The organism is Heyndrickxia ginsengihumi (genome assembly GCF_011008565.1).
Taxonomy (GTDB): Bacteria; Bacillota; Bacilli; order Bacillales; family Bacillaceae_C; genus Weizmannia; species Weizmannia ginsengihumi.
In genome coordinates this window covers 21,734-43,631 of the sequence record NZ_JAAIWK010000027.1, presented here as the reverse complement: position 1 = coordinate 43,631, position 21,898 = coordinate 21,734, and the positions used below count along the sequence as shown (strand labels likewise).

22 protein-coding genes are annotated in these 21,898 nt (G+C 35.3%); 21 read left to right on the top strand and 1 reads right to left on the bottom strand.

The features are described from left to right. Positions 1-12: 12 nt before the first annotated feature. From G4D61_RS14635 to rsmI, 3 genes are read left to right on the top strand one after another with little or no spacing between them, the layout of a single operon-like run. Positions 13-765, top strand: a complete 753-nt coding sequence (locus G4D61_RS14635; RefSeq protein WP_025730360.1) for a tRNA1(Val) (adenine(37)-N6)-methyltransferase — start codon at positions 13-15, stop codon at positions 763-765. Next, positions 743-1,042, top strand: coding sequence for a GIY-YIG nuclease family protein (locus G4D61_RS14630; protein WP_025730358.1), 300 nt, complete (start codon positions 743-745; stop codon positions 1,040-1,042). Before G4D61_RS14635 ends, G4D61_RS14630 begins: the two co-directional genes overlap by 23 nt. After that, entirely contained in the window at positions 1,014-1,892 is an 879-nt protein-coding gene (gene rsmI, locus G4D61_RS14625; protein WP_163174209.1) for a 16S rRNA (cytidine(1402)-2'-O)-methyltransferase, read from the top strand. Before G4D61_RS14630 ends, rsmI begins: the two co-directional genes overlap by 29 nt. A 64-nt stretch (positions 1,893-1,956) precedes the next feature. On the opposite strand, the gene abrB is transcribed toward rsmI, so the two are convergent. Then, positions 1,957-2,244 (bottom strand): transition state genes transcriptional regulator AbrB, encoded by a 288-nt coding sequence (abrB, locus tag G4D61_RS14620; RefSeq protein ID WP_025730355.1) that lies wholly within the window; start codon positions 2,242-2,244, stop codon positions 1,957-1,959. 556 nt (positions 2,245-2,800) lie between these two features. Between abrB and metG the strand changes: the two genes are divergently transcribed. The 18 genes from metG to spoVT all read left to right on the top strand — a co-directional run bounded on the left by metG (position 2,801) and on the right by spoVT (position 21,761). Further along, positions 2,801-4,759, top strand: coding sequence for a methionine--tRNA ligase (gene metG / locus G4D61_RS14615; RefSeq protein WP_025730353.1), 1,959 nt, complete (start codon positions 2,801-2,803; stop codon positions 4,757-4,759). Positions 4,760-4,927: 168 nt separating this feature from the next. Beyond that, positions 4,928-5,698, top strand: coding sequence for a TatD family hydrolase (locus tag G4D61_RS14610; RefSeq protein WP_025730351.1), 771 nt, complete (start codon positions 4,928-4,930; stop codon positions 5,696-5,698). 55 nt (positions 5,699-5,753) lie between these two features. Beyond that, a complete protein-coding gene (gene rnmV / locus G4D61_RS14605; RefSeq protein ID WP_035354988.1) occupies positions 5,754-6,305 on the top strand; it encodes a ribonuclease M5 in 552 nt (183 codons plus the stop codon). A 2-nt stretch (positions 6,306-6,307) separates the two neighbouring features. Further along, complete coding sequence (rsmA, locus tag G4D61_RS14600) at positions 6,308-7,186, top strand: 16S rRNA (adenine(1518)-N(6)/adenine(1519)-N(6))-dimethyltransferase RsmA (protein ID WP_035354990.1); 879 nt, start codon at positions 6,308-6,310, stop codon at positions 7,184-7,186. 321 nt (positions 7,187-7,507) lie between these two features. Continuing rightward, positions 7,508-8,386, top strand: coding sequence for a sporulation peptidase YabG (gene yabG / locus G4D61_RS14595; RefSeq protein ID WP_025730346.1), 879 nt, complete (start codon positions 7,508-7,510; stop codon positions 8,384-8,386). A gap of 223 nt (positions 8,387-8,609) precedes the next feature. Next, positions 8,610-8,858 carry a biofilm formation stimulator Veg gene (gene veg, locus G4D61_RS14590; RefSeq protein WP_025730343.1) on the top strand — a complete coding sequence of 83 codons (249 nt, stop codon included), beginning with the start codon at positions 8,610-8,612 and terminating at the stop codon, positions 8,856-8,858. 154 nt (positions 8,859-9,012) lie between these two features. Then, a complete protein-coding gene (locus G4D61_RS14585) occupies positions 9,013-9,192 on the top strand; it encodes a small, acid-soluble spore protein, alpha/beta type (RefSeq protein ID WP_025730342.1) in 180 nt (59 codons plus the stop codon). Between the two features lie 207 nt (positions 9,193-9,399). Beyond that, positions 9,400-10,272, top strand: a complete 873-nt coding sequence (gene ispE, locus G4D61_RS14580) for a 4-(cytidine 5'-diphospho)-2-C-methyl-D-erythritol kinase (RefSeq protein ID WP_025730340.1) — start codon at positions 9,400-9,402, stop codon at positions 10,270-10,272. A gap of 88 nt (positions 10,273-10,360) precedes the next feature. After that, complete coding sequence (gene purR / locus G4D61_RS14575) at positions 10,361-11,209, top strand: pur operon repressor (protein WP_025730338.1); 849 nt, start codon at positions 10,361-10,363, stop codon at positions 11,207-11,209. Beyond that, positions 11,206-11,580 (top strand): RidA family protein, encoded by a 375-nt coding sequence (locus G4D61_RS14570; RefSeq protein ID WP_025730336.1) that lies wholly within the window; start codon positions 11,206-11,208, stop codon positions 11,578-11,580. Before purR ends, G4D61_RS14570 begins: the two co-directional genes overlap by 4 nt. Before the next feature lie 464 nt (positions 11,581-12,044). Then, positions 12,045-12,347, top strand: a complete 303-nt coding sequence (gene spoVG / locus G4D61_RS14565; protein ID WP_025730333.1) for a septation regulator SpoVG — start codon at positions 12,045-12,047, stop codon at positions 12,345-12,347. A gap of 231 nt (positions 12,348-12,578) precedes the next feature. Beyond that, positions 12,579-13,952, top strand: coding sequence for a bifunctional UDP-N-acetylglucosamine diphosphorylase/glucosamine-1-phosphate N-acetyltransferase GlmU (gene glmU / locus G4D61_RS14560; RefSeq protein ID WP_025730331.1), 1,374 nt, complete (start codon positions 12,579-12,581; stop codon positions 13,950-13,952). A 13-nt stretch (positions 13,953-13,965) separates the two neighbouring features. Continuing rightward, on the top strand, positions 13,966-14,925 hold the full coding sequence (locus tag G4D61_RS14555) for a ribose-phosphate diphosphokinase (RefSeq protein ID WP_025730330.1): 960 nt from the start codon (positions 13,966-13,968) through the stop codon (positions 14,923-14,925). 220 nt (positions 14,926-15,145) lie between these two features. Beyond that, positions 15,146-15,790 carry a 50S ribosomal protein L25/general stress protein Ctc gene (locus G4D61_RS14550; protein ID WP_163174207.1) on the top strand — a complete coding sequence of 215 codons (645 nt, stop codon included), beginning with the start codon at positions 15,146-15,148 and terminating at the stop codon, positions 15,788-15,790. Between the two features lie 391 nt (positions 15,791-16,181). Further along, complete coding sequence (gene pth, locus G4D61_RS14545; protein WP_025730329.1) at positions 16,182-16,739, top strand: aminoacyl-tRNA hydrolase; 558 nt, start codon at positions 16,182-16,184, stop codon at positions 16,737-16,739. Positions 16,740-16,823: 84 nt separating this feature from the next. Beyond that, the gene (gene fin / locus G4D61_RS14540; protein ID WP_025730327.1) at positions 16,824-17,051 is read left to right on the top strand and encodes an anti-sigma-F factor Fin; all 228 of its coding nucleotides are present in this window, start codon (positions 16,824-16,826) and stop codon (positions 17,049-17,051) included. Positions 17,052-17,286: 235 nt separating this feature from the next. Then, positions 17,287-20,838 (top strand): transcription-repair coupling factor, encoded by a 3,552-nt coding sequence (gene mfd / locus G4D61_RS14535; protein ID WP_025730325.1) that lies wholly within the window; start codon positions 17,287-17,289, stop codon positions 20,836-20,838. A 386-nt stretch (positions 20,839-21,224) separates the two neighbouring features. Further along, positions 21,225-21,761, top strand: a complete 537-nt coding sequence (gene spoVT, locus G4D61_RS14530) for a stage V sporulation protein T (protein WP_025730323.1) — start codon at positions 21,225-21,227, stop codon at positions 21,759-21,761. Positions 21,762-21,898: the final 137 nt, after the last annotated feature.

Sequence of the window (21,898 nt, the reverse complement as noted above, 5' to 3'; positions counted from 1 at the left end):
GAGGATTTATCAATGGTAAAATTAGTAGAAGATGAACGTTTAGATTATTTGCTTGCAGAAAATTTGCGGATTATTCAGAGCCCGTCTGTTTTTTCTTTTTCTATTGATGCTGTTCTGTTGGCTAAGTTTGCGTATATGCCGATTCAAAAGGGAAATGTAATTGATTTATGTACTGGAAATGGTGTAATTCCGCTTTTATTAAGTACGCGTTCTAAGGCACAAATCGTAGGTGTCGAGATTCAAAAAAGACTTTATGATATGGCGGTCCGTAGTGTAGAGTACAATCAATTAGAAGAACAAATTAAAATGATCCATGGCGATATTAAAGAAATGCCTCAGCAATTAGGTTACGGGAAATATGATGTCGTAACTTGTAATCCTCCTTATTTTATTACGCCAAAACAGGAAATGATAAACGAAAATGAACATTTAGCTATTGCCCGCCATGAAATTTATTGTACGCTGGAAGATGCAATTAAAGTGAGTAGCCAATTACTCCGTCAAGGTGGAAAGGCAGCATTTGTCCATAGACCGGGCAGGCTTATGGATATATTAACTTTAATGAAACAATATAATCTTGAACCAAAACGATTGAGATTTGTCTATCCTAAACCTGGCAAGGAAGCAAATACTATTTTAATTGAGGGAATTAAATATGGTAAGCCTGATTTAAAAATTTTACCGCCATTAGTTGTATATGATCATGCAAATGAGTATACAAAAGAAGTGGAAGAGATATTATATGGAAAAAAGGATAAAGACTAGTCAATATTTTTATGTGTTACTTTGCTGTGACGGAAGCTTTTATGGGGGATATACGGTTGATATTGACAGGCGATTAAATGAGCATAATAGGGGGATTGGAGCTAAGTATACCCGTACGCGTACGCCAGTTAAACTATTATATTATTGTGAATATGAAACAAAAAAGGAAGCAATGCAGGCAGAATATTCATTTAAACAACTAACAAGAAAAAAGAAAGAGGCTTTTTTAAGAGAGGTGGGTGTTGATTATGAAGCAGCAAGCAAGTTTTCAGAATGAGAATCAAAAAGGTATATTGTATTTAGTACCTACCCCAATTGGTAATTTAGAAGATATGACTTTCCGGGCAATACGTATTTTGAAGACAGCTGATTTGATTGCAGCAGAGGATACGAGGAACAGTAAGAAACTATGTAATTATTTTGAGATACATACCCCTATTGTAAGTCATCATGAACATAATAAAGAATCAAGTGCACGTGAATTAATTCAAAAGTTAAAAGCTGGGGAAAAAATAGCCTTAATTAGTGATGCTGGTATGCCCTGTATCTCTGATCCTGGACATGAACTTGTTTTAAAAGCGATAGATGAGGATATCGCGGTTGTTCCACTCCCTGGTGCAAATGCTGCTCTTACAGCGCTGATCGCATCAGGGATTACGCCGCAGCCGTTTTACTTTTATGGCTTTCTCCCAAGAGGCAAGAAGGAAAAAAAAGAGGAACTTGAAAAATTACATAAACTTACCTCAACATTTATTTTATACGAGGCTCCACATCGTTTAAAAGAAACATTAAAAGCTATGGCAGATGTATTAGGTGAAAGGAATATTGTCATTAGCCGTGAGCTCACAAAAAAATTTGAGGAATTTATTCGAGGTACAATTAGTGAAGTCATTAATTGGTGTGAATCGAGTGAAATCAGAGGAGAGTTTTGTTTAATTGTTCAAGGGAATGACGATGGAGACAATCAATATGATGAAGAGGTATGGTGGTCATCATTATCTGTAGTGAATCATGTCAATGCCTATATGGAAAAAGAAGGAATATCTTCAAAGGAAGCGATTAAACAAGTCGCAAAGGACAGAAACTTGCCAAAACGTGATATTTATAGTGAATATCATGATTTATAGTAAATAAAAGAGCCAGACATCACAGTTAGTAATCTTTAGAATGCGATGTCTGGCCTATTAAGATTTATTTATCGTTAATATGAAACTTATTTGTAATTTCTTGTATTAATTGTTCCGCACCTTCACGGCTCAAAATAATTTTCCCGCCCGCTAGTTGAATATTATCATCAGAAACTTCTCCAGTAATTTGGCAAGTCATACTAGGTTTATATTTTTTTAATATGATTTTGTCATCGTCCACATAAATTTCTAGTGCATCTTTTTCAGCTATACCAAGGTTACGTCTTAATTCAATAGGAATGACTACTCTTCCTAATTCATCAACTTTGCGAACAATACCTGTAGATTTCATAACTTTTCCTCCCTGAAATTAGTCGACTTGTCCCATAACCCTGTTTTACCAACTATCGTACTTCTGTCTATTTATGTTAAATCATGAAATCCCCTTTTATTGTTAAACACTATTAAAATATTAAACAGTGATGATTATATTATAGGAGATAAATTGGAATTTACAAACATATTTGTTTAAAATTTTTTTTGGCAGTAGAAAAATATAAAGATTATGTTAGAAGATCTTACAATATCTTACAATATTTTCATCTTGTTGAAGTCATAATAAAATTGCCAAGATCTTACACATAAAGTTGAAAATTAGGGGAATTTTATGTATATTTTGAAGTTGTAATAGGGAAAGATTATGCTGAAGTATAATAGAAACATTTAATTAGTATTATATTGTATTTTAAATCGGACCACTAATGATTATTTACGCGGAAAACCTAACGTATAAAGGATTTTTTGCTAATTTGGCCGAAAAGTTTTATACTTATCATTTAAGAGACCATTGAATTCATAAAGTTAACTTCACTACATAATAATAGTTCAATTGAAAGGTGGGGACCGGAATGGAAGAAAAATTAAAAACTTTTTATCTTACTACTCCTATATATTATCCTAGCGGCAATTTACATATTGGACACGCTTATACGACAGTTGCAGGGGATGCAATGGCTCGTTATAAAAGAATGCGTGGATATGATGTCATGTTTTTGACAGGTACGGATGAACATGGGCAAAAAATTCAACGAAAAGCAGCCGAAAAAGGAGTAACACCGCAACAATATGTTGATGAGATTGTTGATGGCATTCAACAGTTATGGAAAAAACTAGATATATCAAATGATGATTTTATTCGGACAACTCAGGATCGCCATAAAATTGCAGTTGAAAAGATTTTTAAAACATTACTTGATAAAGGTGATATATATTTAGATCAGTATGAAGGTTGGTATTGTACACCATGTGAATCCTTTTTTACGGAACGCCAATTGGTAGATGGGAAATGCCCTGACTGTGGACGTCCAGTAGAAAAAGTTAAAGAAGAGTCCTATTTCTTTAGAATGGGAAAATATGTTGATCGTTTATTACAGTTTTACGAAGATAATCCAGATTTCATCCAACCGGAAAGTCGGAAAAATGAGATGATCAATAACTTTATTAAACCTGGGCTTGAAGATTTAGCGGTCTCAAGAACAACATTTGATTGGGGCATTAAAGTACCTGGCGACCCTAAACATGTGATTTATGTATGGATTGATGCACTAAGCAATTATATTACAGCACTTGGATACGGTAGTGAGGATGATTCAAAATATCTAAAATACTGGCCTGCTGATGTACATTTAGTAGGTAAAGAAATTGTTCGTTTCCATACGATTTATTGGCCAATTATGTTAATGGCATTAGATTTGCCGCTGCCAAAGAAAGTTTTTGCACATGGTTGGTTATTAATGAAAGACGGAAAAATGTCCAAATCAAAAGGAAACGTTATAGATCCAGTGACATTAATTGATCGCTATGGTTTAGATGCACTCCGTTATTATTTATTGCGCGAGGTTCCATTTGGCTCAGACGGTATATTTACACCAGAAGGATTTGTGGAAAGAATTAATTTTGATCTTGCGAATGATTTAGGAAATTTATTGAACCGTACTGTTGCAATGATTAATCAATATTTTGATGGAGTCATTCCAAGTTTTAAAGGATCAAATAATGTTTATTCTGGACAGTTAGCAGAAGTTGCAAAAGAAACTATAAAGAAATATGAAGATGCTATGGAAAATATGCAATTTTCAGTAGCATTAGCAAGTATATGGGAATTTGTTAGCAGAACGAATAAATATATTGATGAAACAACACCTTGGGCATTAGCAAAAGATGATTCAAAACGCGAGGAATTAGCAGAAGTAATGGCCCATTTAGCGGAGTCGCTTCGTCAAGTTTCCATTTTATTAAAGCCGTTTTTAACAAGTACACCGAAAAAAATCTTTGAACAATTAAATCTTCAAGATGAGTTGCTCCAAACTTGGGAAAGCTTAGAAGAGTTTGGAAAGATTCCTGAAGGTACAAAAGTTGTTGAAAAGGGAGAACCAATTTTCCCGAGACTTGATCACGATAAAGAAGTTGATTTTATTAAAAATCAAATGCAAGGATCTGCACCAAAAGAAGCTGAATCTAAAAAAGAAGTAGAAGAATCAACTAAGGAAATTACTATTGATGATTTTATGAAAGTAGAGCTTCGAGTGGCAGAAGTTATAAATGCGGAACCAGTCAAAAAAGCAGACAAGCTGTTAAAATTACAATTAGATTTAGGGTATGAAAAACGTCAAGTCGTTTCTGGCATTGCGCAATTTTATAAGCCAGAGGATCTCGTTGGCAGAAAAGTGATTGTTGTTGCAAATTTAAAACCAGTGAAGTTACGCGGTGAATTGTCACAAGGAATGATTTTAGCTGGTGAAAAGGATGGAGTACTGTCATTGGCGGCAGTTGATCAAAGCCTTGCTAATGGTGCTCTAGTTAAATAAAGAGTATAAGCATGATAAACATATAAAGTTTCTTTTTTAGAAGCTCGAAAGATAACATAGAGATGTTTCACGTGGAACAAATTTCGACGTAGACCTCTATGTTTTTCTATGTATAGGGAATTCTTTTAGTTTAATAAATCGATATGTGGAGAAAGGTGGACGCGAAATATGTTGTTTGATACACATGTTCATTTAAATGATGAGGCTTTTAAAGAAGATTTAGAAGAAGTGATTAAACGTGCTCAATCTGTAGGTGTAAAAAATATGGTTGTCGTTGGTTTTGACAGACCTACAATTAAGAGAGCGATGGAACTAATTGATCAGTATGAATTCCTTTATGCAAGTATTGGGTGGCACCCCGTTGATGCAGTGGATATGGAGGACGAGGATTTAGTATGGATAGAGCAGCTAACGGAGCATCCAAAAGTTGTTGCAATTGGTGAAATAGGATTAGATTATCATTGGGATAAGTCACCAAAAGATATTCAACAAACGGTTTTTAGAAAGCAAATTCAATTAGCAAAAAAACTTTCATTGCCTATTATTATTCATAATCGTGAAGCAACAGAAGATTGTATACAAATATTAAAAGAAGAAGGTGCGGAGAAAGTAGGAGGGATCATGCATTGTTTTAGTGGAAGTCCTGAAACAGCTAAAGAATGTTTAGATATGAATTTTTATATCTCTTTAGGTGGTCCAGTTACTTTTAAAAATGCAAAAAAACCAAAAGAGGTTGCGGCAGAAGTTCCTCTTGAACGATTGTTAATTGAAACAGATTGCCCTTACCTAGCACCACATCCGCATCGTGGAAAGAGAAATGAACCATCATATGTTAAACTTGTAGCAGAGCAAATTGCAGAGATTAAAGGAATTTCGTATGATGAAGTAGCAAAACAGACTTTATTAAATGCGAAACATTTATTCCATATTAGTGATTAAACATGGAAAAATAGATACAATATGAACAAAGGATATTTTATATCGTGGAGGCAATATGAGAATAAAAGAAATTATTGTAGTCGAGGGTAAGGATGATACGACTGCTATAAAGAGAGCACTTGACGCGGATACTATTGAGACAAATGGATCGGCTGTATCCAGTGAGACAATCGAAAAGATTCGGCTTGCTCAGGAGAAAAGAGGAGTTATCATTTTCACCGACCCTGATTTCCCCGGGGAAAAAATTCGTAAAAAAGTATCAGAAGAAGTACCAGGATGTAAACATGCCTTTATTACAAAGAAAGATGCTCGTCCAGTTTCTGGAAAAGGAATTGGCGTTGAACATGCGAGTCCAGAATCTATTCGTGAAGCTCTCCGGGAGGCTCATACGATGGAGAATGAGATCGAAGAAGTTATTACACAGGAAGATCTATTGACAGCGGGGCTTATTGCTGGACCGCGTGCAAAAGCGAGAAGAGAGCGATTAGGGGAGATATTAAAAATTGGATACACCAATGGAAAGCAGCTCCATAAAAGATTGCGGATGTTTCAAATTGATAAAGAATCGTTCGCAAAAGCATTAGCACAAGTAGTACAGGAGGAATGACTTTGCATAAAGATATTGCGACACCAATTCGCACAAAAGATATTTTGAACAAATATGGATTTTCCTTTAAAAAGAGTTTAGGGCAAAATTTCCTAATCGATCCAAACATTTTACGTAACATCACAGAGTATGCCAATCTCACAAAGGAATCTGGGGTAATTGAAATTGGCCCAGGGATTGGGGCTTTAACGGAGCATTTAGCCAGATCTAGCGGTAAGGTTGTCGCATTTGAAATTGACCAAAGATTGATGCCCATTTTAAAAGATACACTATCTCCGTATGATAATGTGAAAATTGTCAATGAAGACATTTTAAAAGCGGATGTAAAAAAAATCATAAATGAGGAATTTTCACATATAGATAAATTAATGGTTGTTGCAAATTTACCTTATTATGTTACAACACCAATTATATTGAAATTAATTACTGAAGCACTGCCTATCCAGGGCATTGTTGTCATGCTTCAAAAGGAAGTAGCTGAAAGGATTTCAGCGAAGCCAGGTACGAAGCATTATGGTTCACTTTCTATCGCAATTCAATATTATATGACAGCAGAAGTGGTTATGATTGTACCAAAAACAGTATTCATGCCGCAACCAAATGTAGATTCCGCTGTCATTAGATTAATGAAAAGACCGAAGCCAAAAGTAGATGTTGTTGATGAAAAATTTTTCTTCGAAGTAACACGTGCTTCTTTTGCCCAAAGAAGGAAAACACTTATCAATAACTTAACAAGCCAACTACTAGAGGGTAAGGCTAAAAAGGCTGAGATTATTGAAGTATTGCATTCTTTAAATATCGATCCAACACGCCGCGGAGAAACATTGAGCCTAGAGGAATTTGCAAGCTTATGCAATGCGCTCTATCCCATTATAAAATAAGTGTTGTTTTTGTGTATATATAGCAATTAAGCGGCTTGATGCGTATGATACAGAATCCTGTAGGAACTTGCGACGAGGAGGCCCGCTGACTGTTCTTGGAAAGTGATCCCTGTAGCGGAAGTTAACCCTCCTATTAAAGAAAATCAACAAAGTTTATGAAGATAAGACTGGTCATTTTAGGATTACATTAAATGTTTAAGCCTATTGATCAGTTTTTTTATTTTGGATACATAATATTTTTCATCACCAATCATTTATCGACCGCATAGCCTATTTTAGACGTATCACTTAAATGGTATAAAACTATTGGAGTTGAATGGGATGGACGTACAAGTCAATTCAATTGTCGGTCGAAGGTCATATCGCTGTGACGTTTTATTTAGAGTAATTGATATTCAGGAAAAAGATAATGAACAAATCGCAATTCTTTACGGTGAAGACTATCGCTTAATAGCAGATGCTCCATTTCAGGATCTCGTGCAAATTAATCAAGAGGAACGATCTAAAATTACAAAAGAAGTGGAGTCGCTTGAAGAGCAATCTTATGAATTATTCCAGCAAGACATTCATTTGCTGAGGGAACAATTAGATTATGAGGCAACAAATGGCTATAGCGAAGATGTTAGCTATTTTCAAGTGCCAGGTCGAGTATTGCATTTAGACGGTGACCCAGTTTATTTAAAAAAATGTTTAGATCTATATGAAAAGATTGGTATAAGCGTATACGGTGTACACTGTCAGGAAAAAGAAATGCCTTATCGAATTGGATCGTTAATAGAGAAGTATCAGCCGGATATTTTAGTTGTCACAGGCCATGATGCATACTCAAAAATGAAAGGGAAGAAGGCAGATTTAAATGCTTATCGGCATTCTAAATCATTTGTTAAAACAGTGAGAGAAGCACGAAAAAAAGTGCCTAATTTAGATCAATTAGTTATTTTCGCGGGAGCTTGTCAATCCCATTTTGAATCACTTATTCAGGCGGGGGCAAATTTTGCAAGTTCACCATTAAGAGTGAATATCCATGCTCTTGATCCAGTTTATATTGTCGCAAAAATTTGTTATACATCGTTTATGAATCAAGTAAATGTATGGGATGTATTGAAAAATACTTTAACAGGCGAAAAAGGGTTAGGCGGAGTTGAAACAAAAGGAGTTTTGCGAATAGGAATGCCATATAAGCCAATAAATGATCAGTAAAGGGCTGATTTTATCAGTCCTCCGTCCCTATTCGATAAAAAACGAGTAATTACGATATTTATACATATCATTTTTTAGCTTGGGCAATATATAAATGTAAAATAAAAGGATAAATTAGGGAGGAAAAATAATTGACAGAGAGGCTATTCATTGATAAAATAAATGTTTTGTTTGACAATTTATACATACTGTGTTAAACTAATGCATAGTGAGGTGGAGCGAAATGCCAAAAACATTAATTGACATTAAGAAATCTCTAGACTCAAATTTAGGAAAGAGATTAATGTTAAAAGCTAATGGTGGACGAAAGAAAACAATTGAACGTTCTGGTGTTTTGGCAGAAACTTATCCATCAGTTTTTGTCGTCGAATTAGATCAAGAGGAAAATTCCTTTGAAAGAGTTTCCTACAGCTATGCAGATGTACTAACAGAAACAGTCGAATTAGTATTCATGGAAGGCCTAGAAGGTTAAACCATGAAATGAGTTGCAGCAGACTTTATGTCTGCTGTTTTATTTTTAAATATATTCTATACCTGATAAATATTTAATCTGGATGATATTCCCGAATATGAAAATGAGTATTTTTACATAAGATAAGTTTGGACATGAAAAAGGGGGAAATAGAGTGAGCAGAAGAAGAAGTATTATGTCTGAACAATTTAAAGAAGAGTTAGCCAAGGATTTAGGCTTTTACGATGTCGTTCAAAAAGAAGGATGGGGCGGCATTAAGGCCCGTGATGCAGGGAACATGGTAAAACGTGCAATTGAACTTGCGGAACAACATTTAGCTAACCAAAAACAATAACAAAATAGACACATACTCATCGCTCATATAAAAATGACATGTCCTGAAAATAAAGTATATAATCCGGTAAGAATTTATTTTCTTGCCGGATTTTTTGTATATCTTGGGAGTCTTTGAACAAAATTATGTAAATATTTGTCGAGCATTATGATAGAATAAGAAAAATGAGAGAACTGCGGTTAATTGGATTAGAAGTAGGTGAACAGGTTGAAAATATTAGTAAAAGCTCCGGCGAAGATTAATTTATCACTGGATGTTTTACATAAAAGAAATGATGGTTATCATGAAGTAGAAATGGTTATGACGACGATTGATTTGGCAGATCATATAGAGCTTTCTGATATCCGAGATAATGAAATACAAATTGTTTCGCAAAACCGTTTTGTACCTGATGATGGGAGAAATTTAGCCTATCAAGCAGCGCAACTTTTAAAAGATCGTTACCATATTCAAAAAGGTGTATCCATCGCAATCGATAAAGTTATTCCAGTTGCTGCTGGATTAGCCGGAGGTAGCAGTGATGCAGCGGCTACATTACGCGGATTGAATCAATTATGGGGGTTAGGCTTATCTGTAGATGAGTTAGCGGATCTTGGTGCAGAGATTGGATCTGATGTATCTTTCTGTGTGTATGGAGGAACAGCCATTGCTAGGGGAAGAGGAGAGAAGATTACGCATCTTCAAGCGCCGCCAAATTGCTGGGTAATTTTAGCAAAACCATCTATTGGAGTTTCAACTGCGGAGGTATATCGGAATTTAGATTTAAATCATGTTGATCATCCAGATATTCAGGCAATGATCGCAGCAATTGAGCGGCAAAACTTTCAGCAAATTTGTAATGTTGCTGGTAATGTTCTAGAAAATGTTACGTTGAAATCGTACCCCCAAGTAAAACATATTAAGGATCAAATGAAGCGATTTGGAGCAGATCTTGTTTTAATGAGCGGAAGTGGCCCGACTGTTTTTGGATTAGTACAACACGATTCGAGATTGCAACGGATTTATAATGGTTTACGAGGTTTTTGTGACCAAGTGTTTGCTGTAAGAATGTTAGGAGAACGCGAACGATTTTTGTATTAATTTTTTGATTGTACGGATTTTTCTTGCAAAAAAATAAATATGTTGTATATTTAATTTAAAGCATTCGGTTTTAACGGAGGTTTTTTATGTGAAGTTTAGACGGAGTGAACGGCTAGTTGATATGACCCATTATTTGTTAGAGCGCCCTCGTGTTCTTGTGCCGCTTAGTTTTTTTGCTGAACGTTATAATTCTGCAAAATCATCTATAAGTGAAGATTTAACTATTGTAAAGCAAACTTTTGAAAATCGAGGGATCGGTACACTACAAACAATTCCAGGGGCTGCCGGCGGAGTAAAATTTATTTCTATGGTTAATAAGAACGAGGCAAAAAGCATTATACAGAATCTTTGCAGCTTAATGGAGAATCCCGAACGCTTATTGCCTGGTGGGTACTTATATATGACCGATTTCATTGGAAATCCCCAAATTGTCAATGAAGTAGGCAGGCTATTAGCGGCAGCCTTTGCAGATCGGGAAATTGATACGATTATGACTGTTGCAACAAAAGGGATTCCGATTGCTTTAGCAACAGCGACGTATTTAAATGTACCAGTCGTTATTGTTAGAAACGATAGTAAAGTAACGGAAGGCCCTACTGTAAGTATTAATTATGTATCTGGCTCACAAAAGCGGATACAGACAATGGTATTGTCAAAGAAAAGTTTGCGAGAAGGGGCAAAAGTCCTGATTGTAGACGATTTTATGAAAGCTGGCGGCACAATTAATGGAATGGTCAATCTTCTAAAAGAGTTTAATGCAATTGTTGCAGGAATTGGCGTATTAGTTGAATCAGAACATAGTCAGGAACGTCTAGTAGATGATTATGTGTCATTGGTGAAATTAATTGATGTTGATGTTAAAGAACAACAAATTAAAGTCATTGAAGGAAATTATTTTTCTAAAGTAACTCAATTTTTGGAGGAGGAAACGGTATGAGAATGATTTCTACAAATAATGCACCACAGGCAATTGGTCCATATTCCCAAGCAGTAGTCATCGGAGATTTATTATTTACATCAGGGCAAATTCCATTGAAAGCAGATGGCACTCTTGTTCAAGGTGATATTACTGCACAAACTCATCAAGTATTTCAAAATTTAAAGGCTGTTTTACAGGAAGCTGGGGCATCTCTTGATACAGTAGTAAAAACCACTGTATTTATTAAGAATATGGATGACTTTGCAGCAGTAAATGATGTATATGGTTCTTATTTTTCCACACATAAACCTGCGCGGTCTTGTGTGGAAGTAGCTCGTTTACCGAAAGATGTCTTAATTGAGATTGAATTGATTGCACAAATAAAATAGGCACTACGTGAGAAATGAAGCTCACCGTTTAAATACGTTCAACATAGTTGACGAAATCGTATACTCTCCCTTAAATAACAAAAATCTGTTTATTTAAGAGGGAGTTTTTTGTTTACTTAGAAGTTGATTAGATTTCTGATGCAGAGGTCTACTTCAATCAAAATAGAATGAGGTTGTTCTGAGCTCTTTCTTTTGAAAACTTGAATCAAGCATTTTACAGTCATTTCTATTTTTTATCCAAAAATTTTGAAGATGTTTTCTTTTTCATAATGAATTTGATTGGTGTGAAAATCATTTCTGCTAGAAACTTCTGTCTAAAAAACAGAGTAAGAAAAGTTCGATAGAGTTAGTAATATAATTCTATTAAATAAAAACTTTTATAATTTTTTTATTTAAAAGAAGGAATATTTTAAAATCCGTTGAATATTTAAACTAGATTTAACTATTTAAAAGGTGGTGAAGAAATGGAGGTCACAGACGTAAGATTACGCCGTGTTCATACTGATGGTAGGATGAGAGCGATTGCATCTATTACGATAGATAACGAATTCGTTATTCATGACATTCGTGTGATTGATGGCAATAACGGTTTATTTGTAGCAATGCCAAGTAAGCGTACGCCTGATGGCGAATTTAGAGATATTGCACATCCAATTAACTCAAATACTCGTAGTAAGATCCATGATGCTGTTTTAACAGAATATCATCGCCTAGGCGATGTAGAAGAAGTTCAAGAAGTTGAGTTTGAAGAAGCTGGCGCGTCATAATAGAATACTTGCAACAGGAGCCTACCTCAAAAGTAAGGCTCTTTTTTTCGCTTCGTTAACATGGCTGATCAATTTTTTTATAAAATCCCCATTTCTCCTCAGTATCTCTCCGAGCATTAAATTCTATGAAAATGTTTTGTTAATAAATGTAATTTTCATCGTGTCCTTGAAATAAATGTATATTTAGGATATATTTTTTTATGGATAAAAAGGTTTATTGGAGGATCGTAAATGACAAATAGATTCGCTGTTATCTTAGCTGCTGGTCAAGGAACACGAATGAAATCTAACCTATATAAAGTGCTTCATCCTGTATGTGGGAAGCCAATGGTAGAGCATGTTGTAGATCAAGTTACACAGTTAAACATGAATAAATTAGTTACTGTCGTGGGGCATGGGGCAGATCAAGTACAATCTTCCCTAGCAGGTAAAACAGATTTTGTTTTACAAGAAAAACAACTAGGTACTGGACATGCTGTATTACAAGCTGAAGGTGTATTAGGTCAAGAACAGGGTATTACACTTGTTGTATGTGGAGATACACCACTTATCCAGTCAAGAACGTTAGAAGCTCTAATTCAAGAACATGAACAAAAACAAGCAAAGGTTACTATTTTAACTGCACGGGCAACTGATCCAACTGGTTATGGCCGAATTGTTCGGAACTCCTCGGGATTTGTTGAAAAAATTGTCGAACATAAAGATGCAACCGAAGAAGAACGTGAAATAAAAGAAATTAATACTGGCGTATATTGCTTTGATAATCAAGCACTATTTCATGCCTTAAAACAAGTTTCAAATAATAATGCGCAAGGTGAATATTATTTGCCAGATGTAATTGGCATATTAAAATCACAAAATGAAGTAGTGGTTGCTTATCAAACGGATAACTTTGAAGAAACACTAGGTGTCAATGATCGTGTGCAGCTTTCAGAGGCAGAGCGGATCATGAGAAGAAGAATTAATGAGTTACATATGCGCAATGGTGTAACAATTATAAATCCAGAGCAAACTTATATAGATACGGATGCTATTATTGGTCGTGATACAATTATTGAGCCGGGAACAAAAATTTCTGGAAAAACAGTTATTGCTGAGAACTGTGTTATCGGGCCTCATAGTGAAATAACAAATTGCCAAATTGGAAATGGCACTGTTATTCGTCAGTCAGTCGCGGAGAAAAGTGAAATCGGTTCAGATGTTCAAGTTGGTCCATTTGCACACATTCGCCCAGATTCTTCAATTTCTGACGAGGTAAAAATCGGGAATTTTGTTGAAGTAAAAAAATCAACTGTCGGTAAGGGAAGTAAAGCTTCACATTTAACATATATCGGTGATGCTGAAGTAGGTTCAGGAGTTAATATAGGTTGTGGAACAATTACTGTCAACTACGATGGTAAAAATAAATTTTTAACAAAAATTGAAGATGGTGTTTTTGTTGGCTGTAATTCTAACTTAATTGCTCCAGTAACAATAGGGAAAAACGCTTATATTGCTGCTGGTTCAACGATAACAGAGGATGTCCCAGGAGAAGCTTTATCGATAGCAAGGGCTCGTCAAGTTAATAAAGAAAACTACGTTCAAAAATTAAAACATAACAAATAATTGGAGGTCCATCATGTCTAACCAGTATTTAGATCCGAACTTGAAAATTTTTACTTTGAATTCGAACAAAAAATTAGCAGAAGAGATTGCAAAGGTAGTTGGAGTAGAGCTTGGGAAATGTTCTGTAACTCAATTTAGTGATGGTGAGATTCAAATCAATATTGAAGAAAGTATACGTGGATGCGATGTCTATGTCATTCAATCCACTAGTTTCCCAGTAAATGAACGTTTGATGGAACTCCTAATTATGGTTGATGCTTTAAAAAGAGCTTCAGCACGGACAATTAACATCGTAATTCCATACTATGGCTACGCTAGACAAGATCGGAAAGCCCGTGCGCGTGAGCCGATTACAGCTAAACTTGTAGCGAATTTATTAGAGACTGCTGGTGCAACTAGAATTATTACTTTAGACTTGCATGCACCGCAAATTCAAGGCTTCTTCGATATTCCAATTGACCACTTAATGGGTGTACCTATTTTGGCAAGCTATTTCCAAGGAAAGAATTTCACAGATGATATCGTAATTGTTTCACCTGACCATGGTGGTGTGACGAGAGCTCGTAAGTTAGCTGAACGTTTGAAAGCTCCGATTGCGATTATTGATAAACGTCGTCCACGTCCTAATGTAGCAGAAGTAATGAATATTGTTGGGAATGTTGAAGGCAAGATTGCGATTTTGATCGATGATATTATTGATACTGCTGGTACCATTACGCTTGCAGCAAATGCTTTAGTGGAAAATGGGGCGAGAGAAGTATATGCTAGCTGTACTCACCCAGTTCTATCTGGACCGGCAATTGATCGTATTAACCATTCGGTTATTAAGGAGCTAGTTGTTACAAATTCTATCTGTCTTCCAGAGGAAAAGAGAATCGACAAACTTGTAGAACTTTCTGTTGCTCCTTTATTAGGAGAAGCAATTATCCGTGTCCATGAAGACCAATCAGTAAGCCCGCTTTTTGATATTTAAACATATAGTGCATTTCGTCGTCCTTCTTTCATTAAACCGGAAGAAGGATTTTTTTGTCTATAAAGAACTACGCAATGAGTGTTGTTTTTACTGATACAATAAAAAATGTAGAAAAGAAACAATCTAATAATTTTTAAAAAATCATTTATAATGTTTTAAATGATGGTCGTTCGGGTATATATATATTTGATGCTTTCCTAATTTTAAGGAGGTCAAAATTATGTCAAAAGTACTCGAAGCAAAAACAAGAAATGTCAAAAGTCATTCTGAAGTAAACAGGCTTAGAAGAAGTGGTTACATACCTGGTGTCATTTATGGGTATAAGGTTGATAATATCCCTGTATATGTAAACGATGCTGAACTGCTGAAAATGATTCGTGAATCAGGAAGAAATGGAGTACTCATGCTTGACATTGATGGTAAAAAACAAAATGTAGTATTACATGATATTCAAACAGATCGCTTAAAGAATCAAGTCATTCATATCGATTTCTTTGCGGTAGATATGTCACAGGATATTGAATCAAGTGTGCGGGTAAACTTACCGGAAGATTGTGCAGGTGTAAAAGACGGTGGAGTATTACAACAGTCTTTACATGAACTATCTGTCACAGCAAAACCAGACCAAATTCCTGATTCTATTACGATTGATATCACTAATCTACAAGTTGGAGAAACGGTAACAGTCGGGGATATTCGTAATCAATATCCATTCACGATTAACCATGAGGATTCTGAAACAATCGCTTCCGTCTTACCACCTCGTCAAGAAGAAGAAATTAGCACAGGTGAGCAACAAGAATCAGGTATACCTGATAATCTTGAAGGAAGAGAGATATCTGAAGCAAACAATGAAGAGGAATAGGGTGAATAGGCTTATCTTTAACATAAAGGATCTGACATTACTGTCAGATCCTTTTATTTGCACAGGACAACAATTTTTATAGAGATAACACAATCAACCGACTTGCCCTTTTATGATCAATTGTGGATAATCTATATATAATGAAATTCTCTCCCTCTAATAAATAATTGCATCTGTTACACTTATTTGTTTTGGCTTTTCCATGTTTCCGTTTAATCATTAAAGGACGGGTAAAGCAGTATGATATTCGAAGTTTTTCCGATAATATTGTTTAACGGAGCTAAACAAATAGAAAAAATTAATATAGATATGTAATGGTAAATATGAATTTTTCTAGTTGTTCTGTAAAGAAATGATGGATCATATGATATATTTAAATTGAGGTGTCAAAATGAAGTTAATTGTTGGACTGGGTAATCCAGGTTCTCAATATAATCGAACAAGGCATAATATAGGTTTTGAAGTGATAGATCTGCTTTCAGATAGATTTCAATCACCATTAAATCAAACAAAATTTAAAGGTTTATACACAATTGCACATGTAGACGGAGAAAAGGTGTTATTATTAAAGCCGCTCACTTATATGAATTTATCGGGTGAAAGTATCCGACCTATAATGGATTATTATGATATTGCGGTTGAAGATTTACTTATTGTGTATGATGATCTTGATTTACCTGTTGGGAAAATACGCTTGCGTCAAAAGGGAAGTGCAGGCGGACACAATGGCATTAAATCAACAATTGCTCATGTGGGCACACAACAATTTAATCGAATAAGAATCGGAATTGGACGTCCAGTAAATGGGATGTCTGTGCCAGATTATGTCCTAGGTAAGTTTTCTAAGGAAGAATGGGGCTCTTTACAACCAGCGCTAGAGGCTAGTGTAAATGCCTGTGAAGAATGGATGAAGAAACCGTTCCTAGAAGTGATGAATGAATTTAATTAAAAAGATTGTAAAAATGAATACCTTCTTATCATTTCGTTCATAATAATAAAAAGAGATCTTTTTTATGATAAGGAGGCCCGCAATATGGCAATCCATTACTATTGTCGACATTGTGGAACAAAAATTGGTCGTATTGATGGAGGCATTCATGCTGAAAAGATGGGAATCAATCTTTTATCAAATGAAGAGCGGCAAGAGATGATTTCTTATTTACCTAATGGGGATATTCATATAAAAGCTATTTGTGACGATTGTCATGAGGCATTAGAGCGTTTCCCTCATTTTCATGAATGTGATTATTTAATCCAATAAATCGCTTTGGAAGTAAACTCCAAAGCATTTTTCTGTTTCGCTTTGTTATGTGGGCTTGTCGTTTTAGTCGATGAATTGTGCCTTTCAGTTATTTAATACAATGGCATTAACAAAGCGAGCAGCTAAATATTTGAACTTAACCATTATTATAAAAAAATATTTTCCCAATTTTCAATTTTTTAAAATAATGTAATAATAGAAAGATCTTGTTTCGACGCAGAGAGGAGTGGCATGGTTGAACAAACTACAGGATATCATTATAAAACAAGATGAAATTGAATCGGTTGTTACAGGACTGCGTGAAGGATTTAAGGAGCAGCTTGTAGCAGGATTATCAGGTTCAGCTAGAGCCTTGTTTATATCGTCTATTTATGACCAACTGAATCATTCTACTATCGTATTAACTTATAATTTATTGCAAGCTCAAAAAATGTATGATGATTTATCACAATTAATGGAGGAAGATTCTCTTTACCTTTTTCCAGCAAATGAACTGATAGCCGCTGAGTTAGGGGTAGCCAGTCCGGAACTTAAAGCACAAAGAATTGAAGCATTAAACGCTTTAACAAGGAATGAAAAATGTGTCATTATTGTACCAATGGCCGGACTCAGAAAAATGCTGCCACCAAAATCAGTTTGGAGCAAGTATCAACTTCACTTTAAAGTAGGGAAAGATATTTCCTTAGATGATGTTTTACAAAAATTAATTATAATGGGATACAATCGAGTAGATATGGTTGCAACTCCAGGCGATTTTAGCATGCGTGGAGGTATTTTGGATGTATATCCGATTACCGAGGCAGACCCTATTCGGATAGAACTATTTGATACGGAAGTAGATTCAATACGTACGTTTTCAGCTGATGATCAGCGTTCACGGGAGAAATTAAACGAAGTAAATATTGGCCCTGCAACTGAAATATTAGTTGATCGCTCATCTTTGCAAAAAGCAGTGAAAACTGTTGAAAGCCAATTATCACAGACAATTGCCAAGGTAAAAAATCAGAAAACAAAAGAACGATTGGCCCAAAATATTGGATTTGATTTAGAAAAGTTACGTAATGGACAAAGGCCGGAACAATTATATAAATATTTATCTGTCATTTATGAGCAGCCAAGTAGTTTACTAGATTACATTGATACAAGAGGTATCTTCCTATTAGATGAATATAGCCGTGTTCTTGAAATTCATGAACGATTAGAGAAAGAAGAAGCTGAGTGGTATACTGCGATGGTTGAAGAAGGGCAGATGATTTATGATCTAGAAGTCTCACATTCATTACCAGACTTGCTTGCGAGCACTACTCTTAGGAAAATTTATTTATCCTTATTTTTACGCCATCTGCCAAATACAAATCCACAAAATATTTTAAATATATCATGTAAACCAATGCAGAATTTCCATGGACAAATGCATGTACTAAAAACCGAGATGGAACGGTGGAAAAAAGGGCAATTTACGGTTGTCTTTATTGGCACGGATCAAGAAAGAGTGAAAAAGCTCCAAAATGTTTTAGAAGATTATGATATACAAGTGGATATTATGAGTGATAGTTCGTCGCTTATTTTACATCATCCACAAATTGTTGAGGGGAATTTAAACACTGGCTTTGAGCTGCCTATGTTTAAATTAGCCGTTATTACAGAAGAGGAGCTCTTTAATAAAAAAGTAAAGAAATCTTCTCACCGTATGAAACTCTCTAATGCTGAAAGAATTAAAAACTATTCAGAGCTCAATGTTGGAGATTATGTTGTTCACGTTAACCATGGGATTGGTAAATATTTAGGGATAGAAACGCTTGTTATTAACGGAGTGCATAAAGATTATCTCCACTTAAAATATCAGGGTTCAGATAAGCTATACGTGCCTGTAGAGCAAATTGACCTTGTACAAAAATATGTTGCTTCAGAAGGTAAAGAGCCGAAAATTTATAAATTAGGCGGCAGTGAATGGAAGCGCGTTAAAAGGAAAGTACAGTCTTCAGTTCAAGATATTGCAGATGATTTAGTGAAACTTTATGCAGAGAGAGAGTCCTCTGTTGGCTTTGCCTTTTCGCCGGATGGTGATATGCAACGGGAGTTTGAGGCAGCTTTCCCATATAAAGAAACAGATGATCAATTACGTTCAATTCAAGAAATTAAACGGGATATGGAAAAATCGCGACCAATGGATCGCTTATTATGCGGTGATGTTGGATATGGGAAAACAGAGGTAGCCATTCGTGCTGCTTTTAAAGCAATTATGGATGGAAAACAAGTAGCTATTCTTGTACCAACAACGATTTTGGCACAACAACATTATGAAACGATTAAGGAGAGATTCCAAGACTATCCAATTAAAATTGGATTACTTAGTAGATTTAGATCTAGAAAAGAACAGAATGAAGTAATCAAAGGATTAAAAAATGGAACCGTTGATCTCGTGATTGGTACGCATCGTCTTCTTTCAAAGGATATCATATATCATGATTTAGGACTTTTAGTCATTGATGAGGAACAGCGCTTTGGTGTAAGCCATAAAGAAAAGATCAAGAGAATCAAAACGAATGTAGATGTATTAACATTGACAGCAACACCAATCCCTCGTACTTTGCATATGTCTATGTTAGGGGTTAGGGATTTGTCTATTCTTGAGACGCCACCTGAAAATCGTTTCCCTGTTCAAACTTATGTGATGGAGTATAATCCAAGTTTGATTAGTGAAGCGGTTGAGCGGGAACTTGCACGAGACGGACAAGTATATTATCTATACAATCGGATTGAAGATATCGAGCGGAGAGCTGAGGAAATTGCCATGCTCGTCCCAGATGCCCGAGTTACGTATGCTCATGGGCAAATGACAGAGGCACAATTAGAGTCTGTTATTTTGAGTTTCTTAGAAGGCGAATATGATGTTCTTGTTACAACAACGATCATTGAAACGGGTGTTGATATCCCAAATGTAAATACTTTAATTGTTACTGATGCTGATCGGATGGGTCTTTCGCAGTTATATCAATTGCGTGGACGTGTAGGCCGTTCTAACCGTGTTGCGTATGCTTATTTTACGTATCGAAAAGATAAGGTACTGGCAGAAGCAGCAGAAAAGAGACTTCAGGCGATAAAGGAATTTACAGAGCTTGGATCTGGATTCAAAATTGCCATGCGAGATCTGTCTATTCGTGGTGCCGGGAATTTATTAGGTGCCCAGCAGCATGGATTTATTGACTCAGTTGGTTTTGATTTATATTCGCAAATGTTAAAAGAAGCAATAGAAGAAAGAAAGGGAACCGATCCAAATCAAGTTAAAAAGCCTAATTTTGAGGTTGAATTAGAAATTGATGCTTACATTCCTGATAGTTATATTGCTGATGGTTATCAGAAGATCGAAATGTACAAACGTTTTAGAGGAATCGATTCGATAGAAGATATTCATGAGCTGAAAGATGAAATGATAGACCGTTTTGGTGATTATCCAAAACAAGTGGATTATTTATTTACAATTGCAACAATGAAAGTTCATGCACAAGAAGCATTGCTAGAATCTATTAAGCAAACAAAACAATTAATCACCATTCTAGTTTCTGAAGAGGGAACTTCACAAATAGATGGAGCAAAAGTAATCGACATCGTTAATAAATTTGGCCGATCTGTTGGTTTTGGAATGGAAGGAAGTCAGTTTAAAATCACATTAAAAATTAATGGTATGGAAGAGGAACAATGGTTAGAGACTTGTTCTGAAATGATTAAGGCATTAAAGAATATTAAAAAGCAAAGAACTGATACTTCGTTAGTTAGCGGAAAATAAGTAAAAATATATGAAAGAGCTAAGCGCAGCATTTTTCGTGCTATTGTATGCAATAGCAGTGCTGTAGCTGGCTCTTTCTTTATTTATGCAATGATGTCCGTCTCCTGCGTTGTAATGGCTGATTCATTTTTCCTGATCGTTCGCTATTAGTGCAAGTTAGCTCAACGGATTTGATTAAATGACGTTTGTTTAGATAGAAAATCGGGAAACGGATAGTACAGTTAACAATTGGTAATAAATACATTTGCTAGTAATAACAGAAAAATAAAACTTAATGTATAGAACTTTCTAGATGAAAGATACTAATGTCAACGAAGGTAAAAGATTGATGTTTTTTATGTGGATGAATGATTAAAAATCATTTAATGAAAGTGAGGCAACATAAGATGAAAGCAACTGGTATTGTTCGCCGTATTGATGACTTAGGAAGAGTAGTTATTCCAAAGGAGATCCGAAGAACTCTTCGAATTAGAGAAGGAGATCCATTAGAAATATTTGTTGATCGTGATGGGGAAGTCATTCTTAAGAAATATTCACCAATTAGTGAGTTAAGTGATTTTGCAAAAGAATATGCAGAGGCATTATATGACAGTTTATCAAGCCCAGTGTTGATTTGTGACCGGGACTCCGTCATTGCCATTAGCGGCGGATCTAAAAAAGATTATTTAAATAAAAATAATAGCGAAGTAGTTGAAAAGGTAATGGAGGAAAGAACATCTGTTCTTGTTACCGAAAAAGGGCAACTTGCATTAGTCGACGGCTATGAGGATGAATTAGCCTCATATACAATAGCGCCTATTGTTGCAAGTGGAGATCCGATTGGGGCTGTTGTGATTTTTTCAAAAGATCGAGTGCTTGGTGAAGTTGAACACAAAGCAGCGGAAACAGCTTCTGGGTTTTTAGCAAGGCAGATGGAACAGTAACAGATCTTATATATTGATAATGATTAACGAGTATTCCATAGTGAATACTCGTTTTATATTTTCAAATGAAGAAATGATTCAATTTATGCTATAATACAAAAGATTTTAGTATAGGGAACGTTTAGTTAAAAAGATTA

What these genes read in the sequence shown, in the direction of transcription:
- G4D61_RS14635 (WP_025730360.1), top strand. Translation starts at nt 13, where the DNA reads ATGGTAAAATTAGTAGAAGATGAACGTTTAGATTATTTGCTTGCAGAA.
- G4D61_RS14630 (WP_025730358.1), top strand. Translation starts at nt 743, where the DNA reads ATGGAAAAAAGGATAAAGACTAGTCAATATTTTTATGTGTTACTTTGC.
- rsmI (WP_163174209.1), top strand. Translation starts at nt 1,014, where the DNA reads ATGAAGCAGCAAGCAAGTTTTCAGAATGAGAATCAAAAAGGTATATTG.
- abrB (WP_025730355.1), bottom strand. Translation starts at nt 2,244, where the DNA reads ATGAAATCTACAGGTATTGTTCGCAAAGTTGATGAATTAGGAAGAGTA.
- metG (WP_025730353.1), top strand. Translation starts at nt 2,801, where the DNA reads ATGGAAGAAAAATTAAAAACTTTTTATCTTACTACTCCTATATATTAT.
- G4D61_RS14610 (WP_025730351.1), top strand. Translation starts at nt 4,928, where the DNA reads ATGTTGTTTGATACACATGTTCATTTAAATGATGAGGCTTTTAAAGAA.
- rnmV (WP_035354988.1), top strand. Translation starts at nt 5,754, where the DNA reads ATGAGAATAAAAGAAATTATTGTAGTCGAGGGTAAGGATGATACGACT.
- yabG (WP_025730346.1), top strand. Translation starts at nt 7,508, where the DNA reads ATGGACGTACAAGTCAATTCAATTGTCGGTCGAAGGTCATATCGCTGT.
- veg (WP_025730343.1), top strand. Translation starts at nt 8,610, where the DNA reads ATGCCAAAAACATTAATTGACATTAAGAAATCTCTAGACTCAAATTTA.
- G4D61_RS14570 (WP_025730336.1), top strand. Translation starts at nt 11,206, where the DNA reads ATGAGAATGATTTCTACAAATAATGCACCACAGGCAATTGGTCCATAT.
- spoVG (WP_025730333.1), top strand. Translation starts at nt 12,045, where the DNA reads ATGGAGGTCACAGACGTAAGATTACGCCGTGTTCATACTGATGGTAGG.
- glmU (WP_025730331.1), top strand. Translation starts at nt 12,579, where the DNA reads ATGACAAATAGATTCGCTGTTATCTTAGCTGCTGGTCAAGGAACACGA.
- G4D61_RS14555 (WP_025730330.1), top strand. Translation starts at nt 13,966, where the DNA reads ATGTCTAACCAGTATTTAGATCCGAACTTGAAAATTTTTACTTTGAAT.
- G4D61_RS14550 (WP_163174207.1), top strand. Translation starts at nt 15,146, where the DNA reads ATGTCAAAAGTACTCGAAGCAAAAACAAGAAATGTCAAAAGTCATTCT.
- pth (WP_025730329.1), top strand. Translation starts at nt 16,182, where the DNA reads ATGAAGTTAATTGTTGGACTGGGTAATCCAGGTTCTCAATATAATCGA.
- fin (WP_025730327.1), top strand. Translation starts at nt 16,824, where the DNA reads ATGGCAATCCATTACTATTGTCGACATTGTGGAACAAAAATTGGTCGT.
- spoVT (WP_025730323.1), top strand. Translation starts at nt 21,225, where the DNA reads ATGAAAGCAACTGGTATTGTTCGCCGTATTGATGACTTAGGAAGAGTA.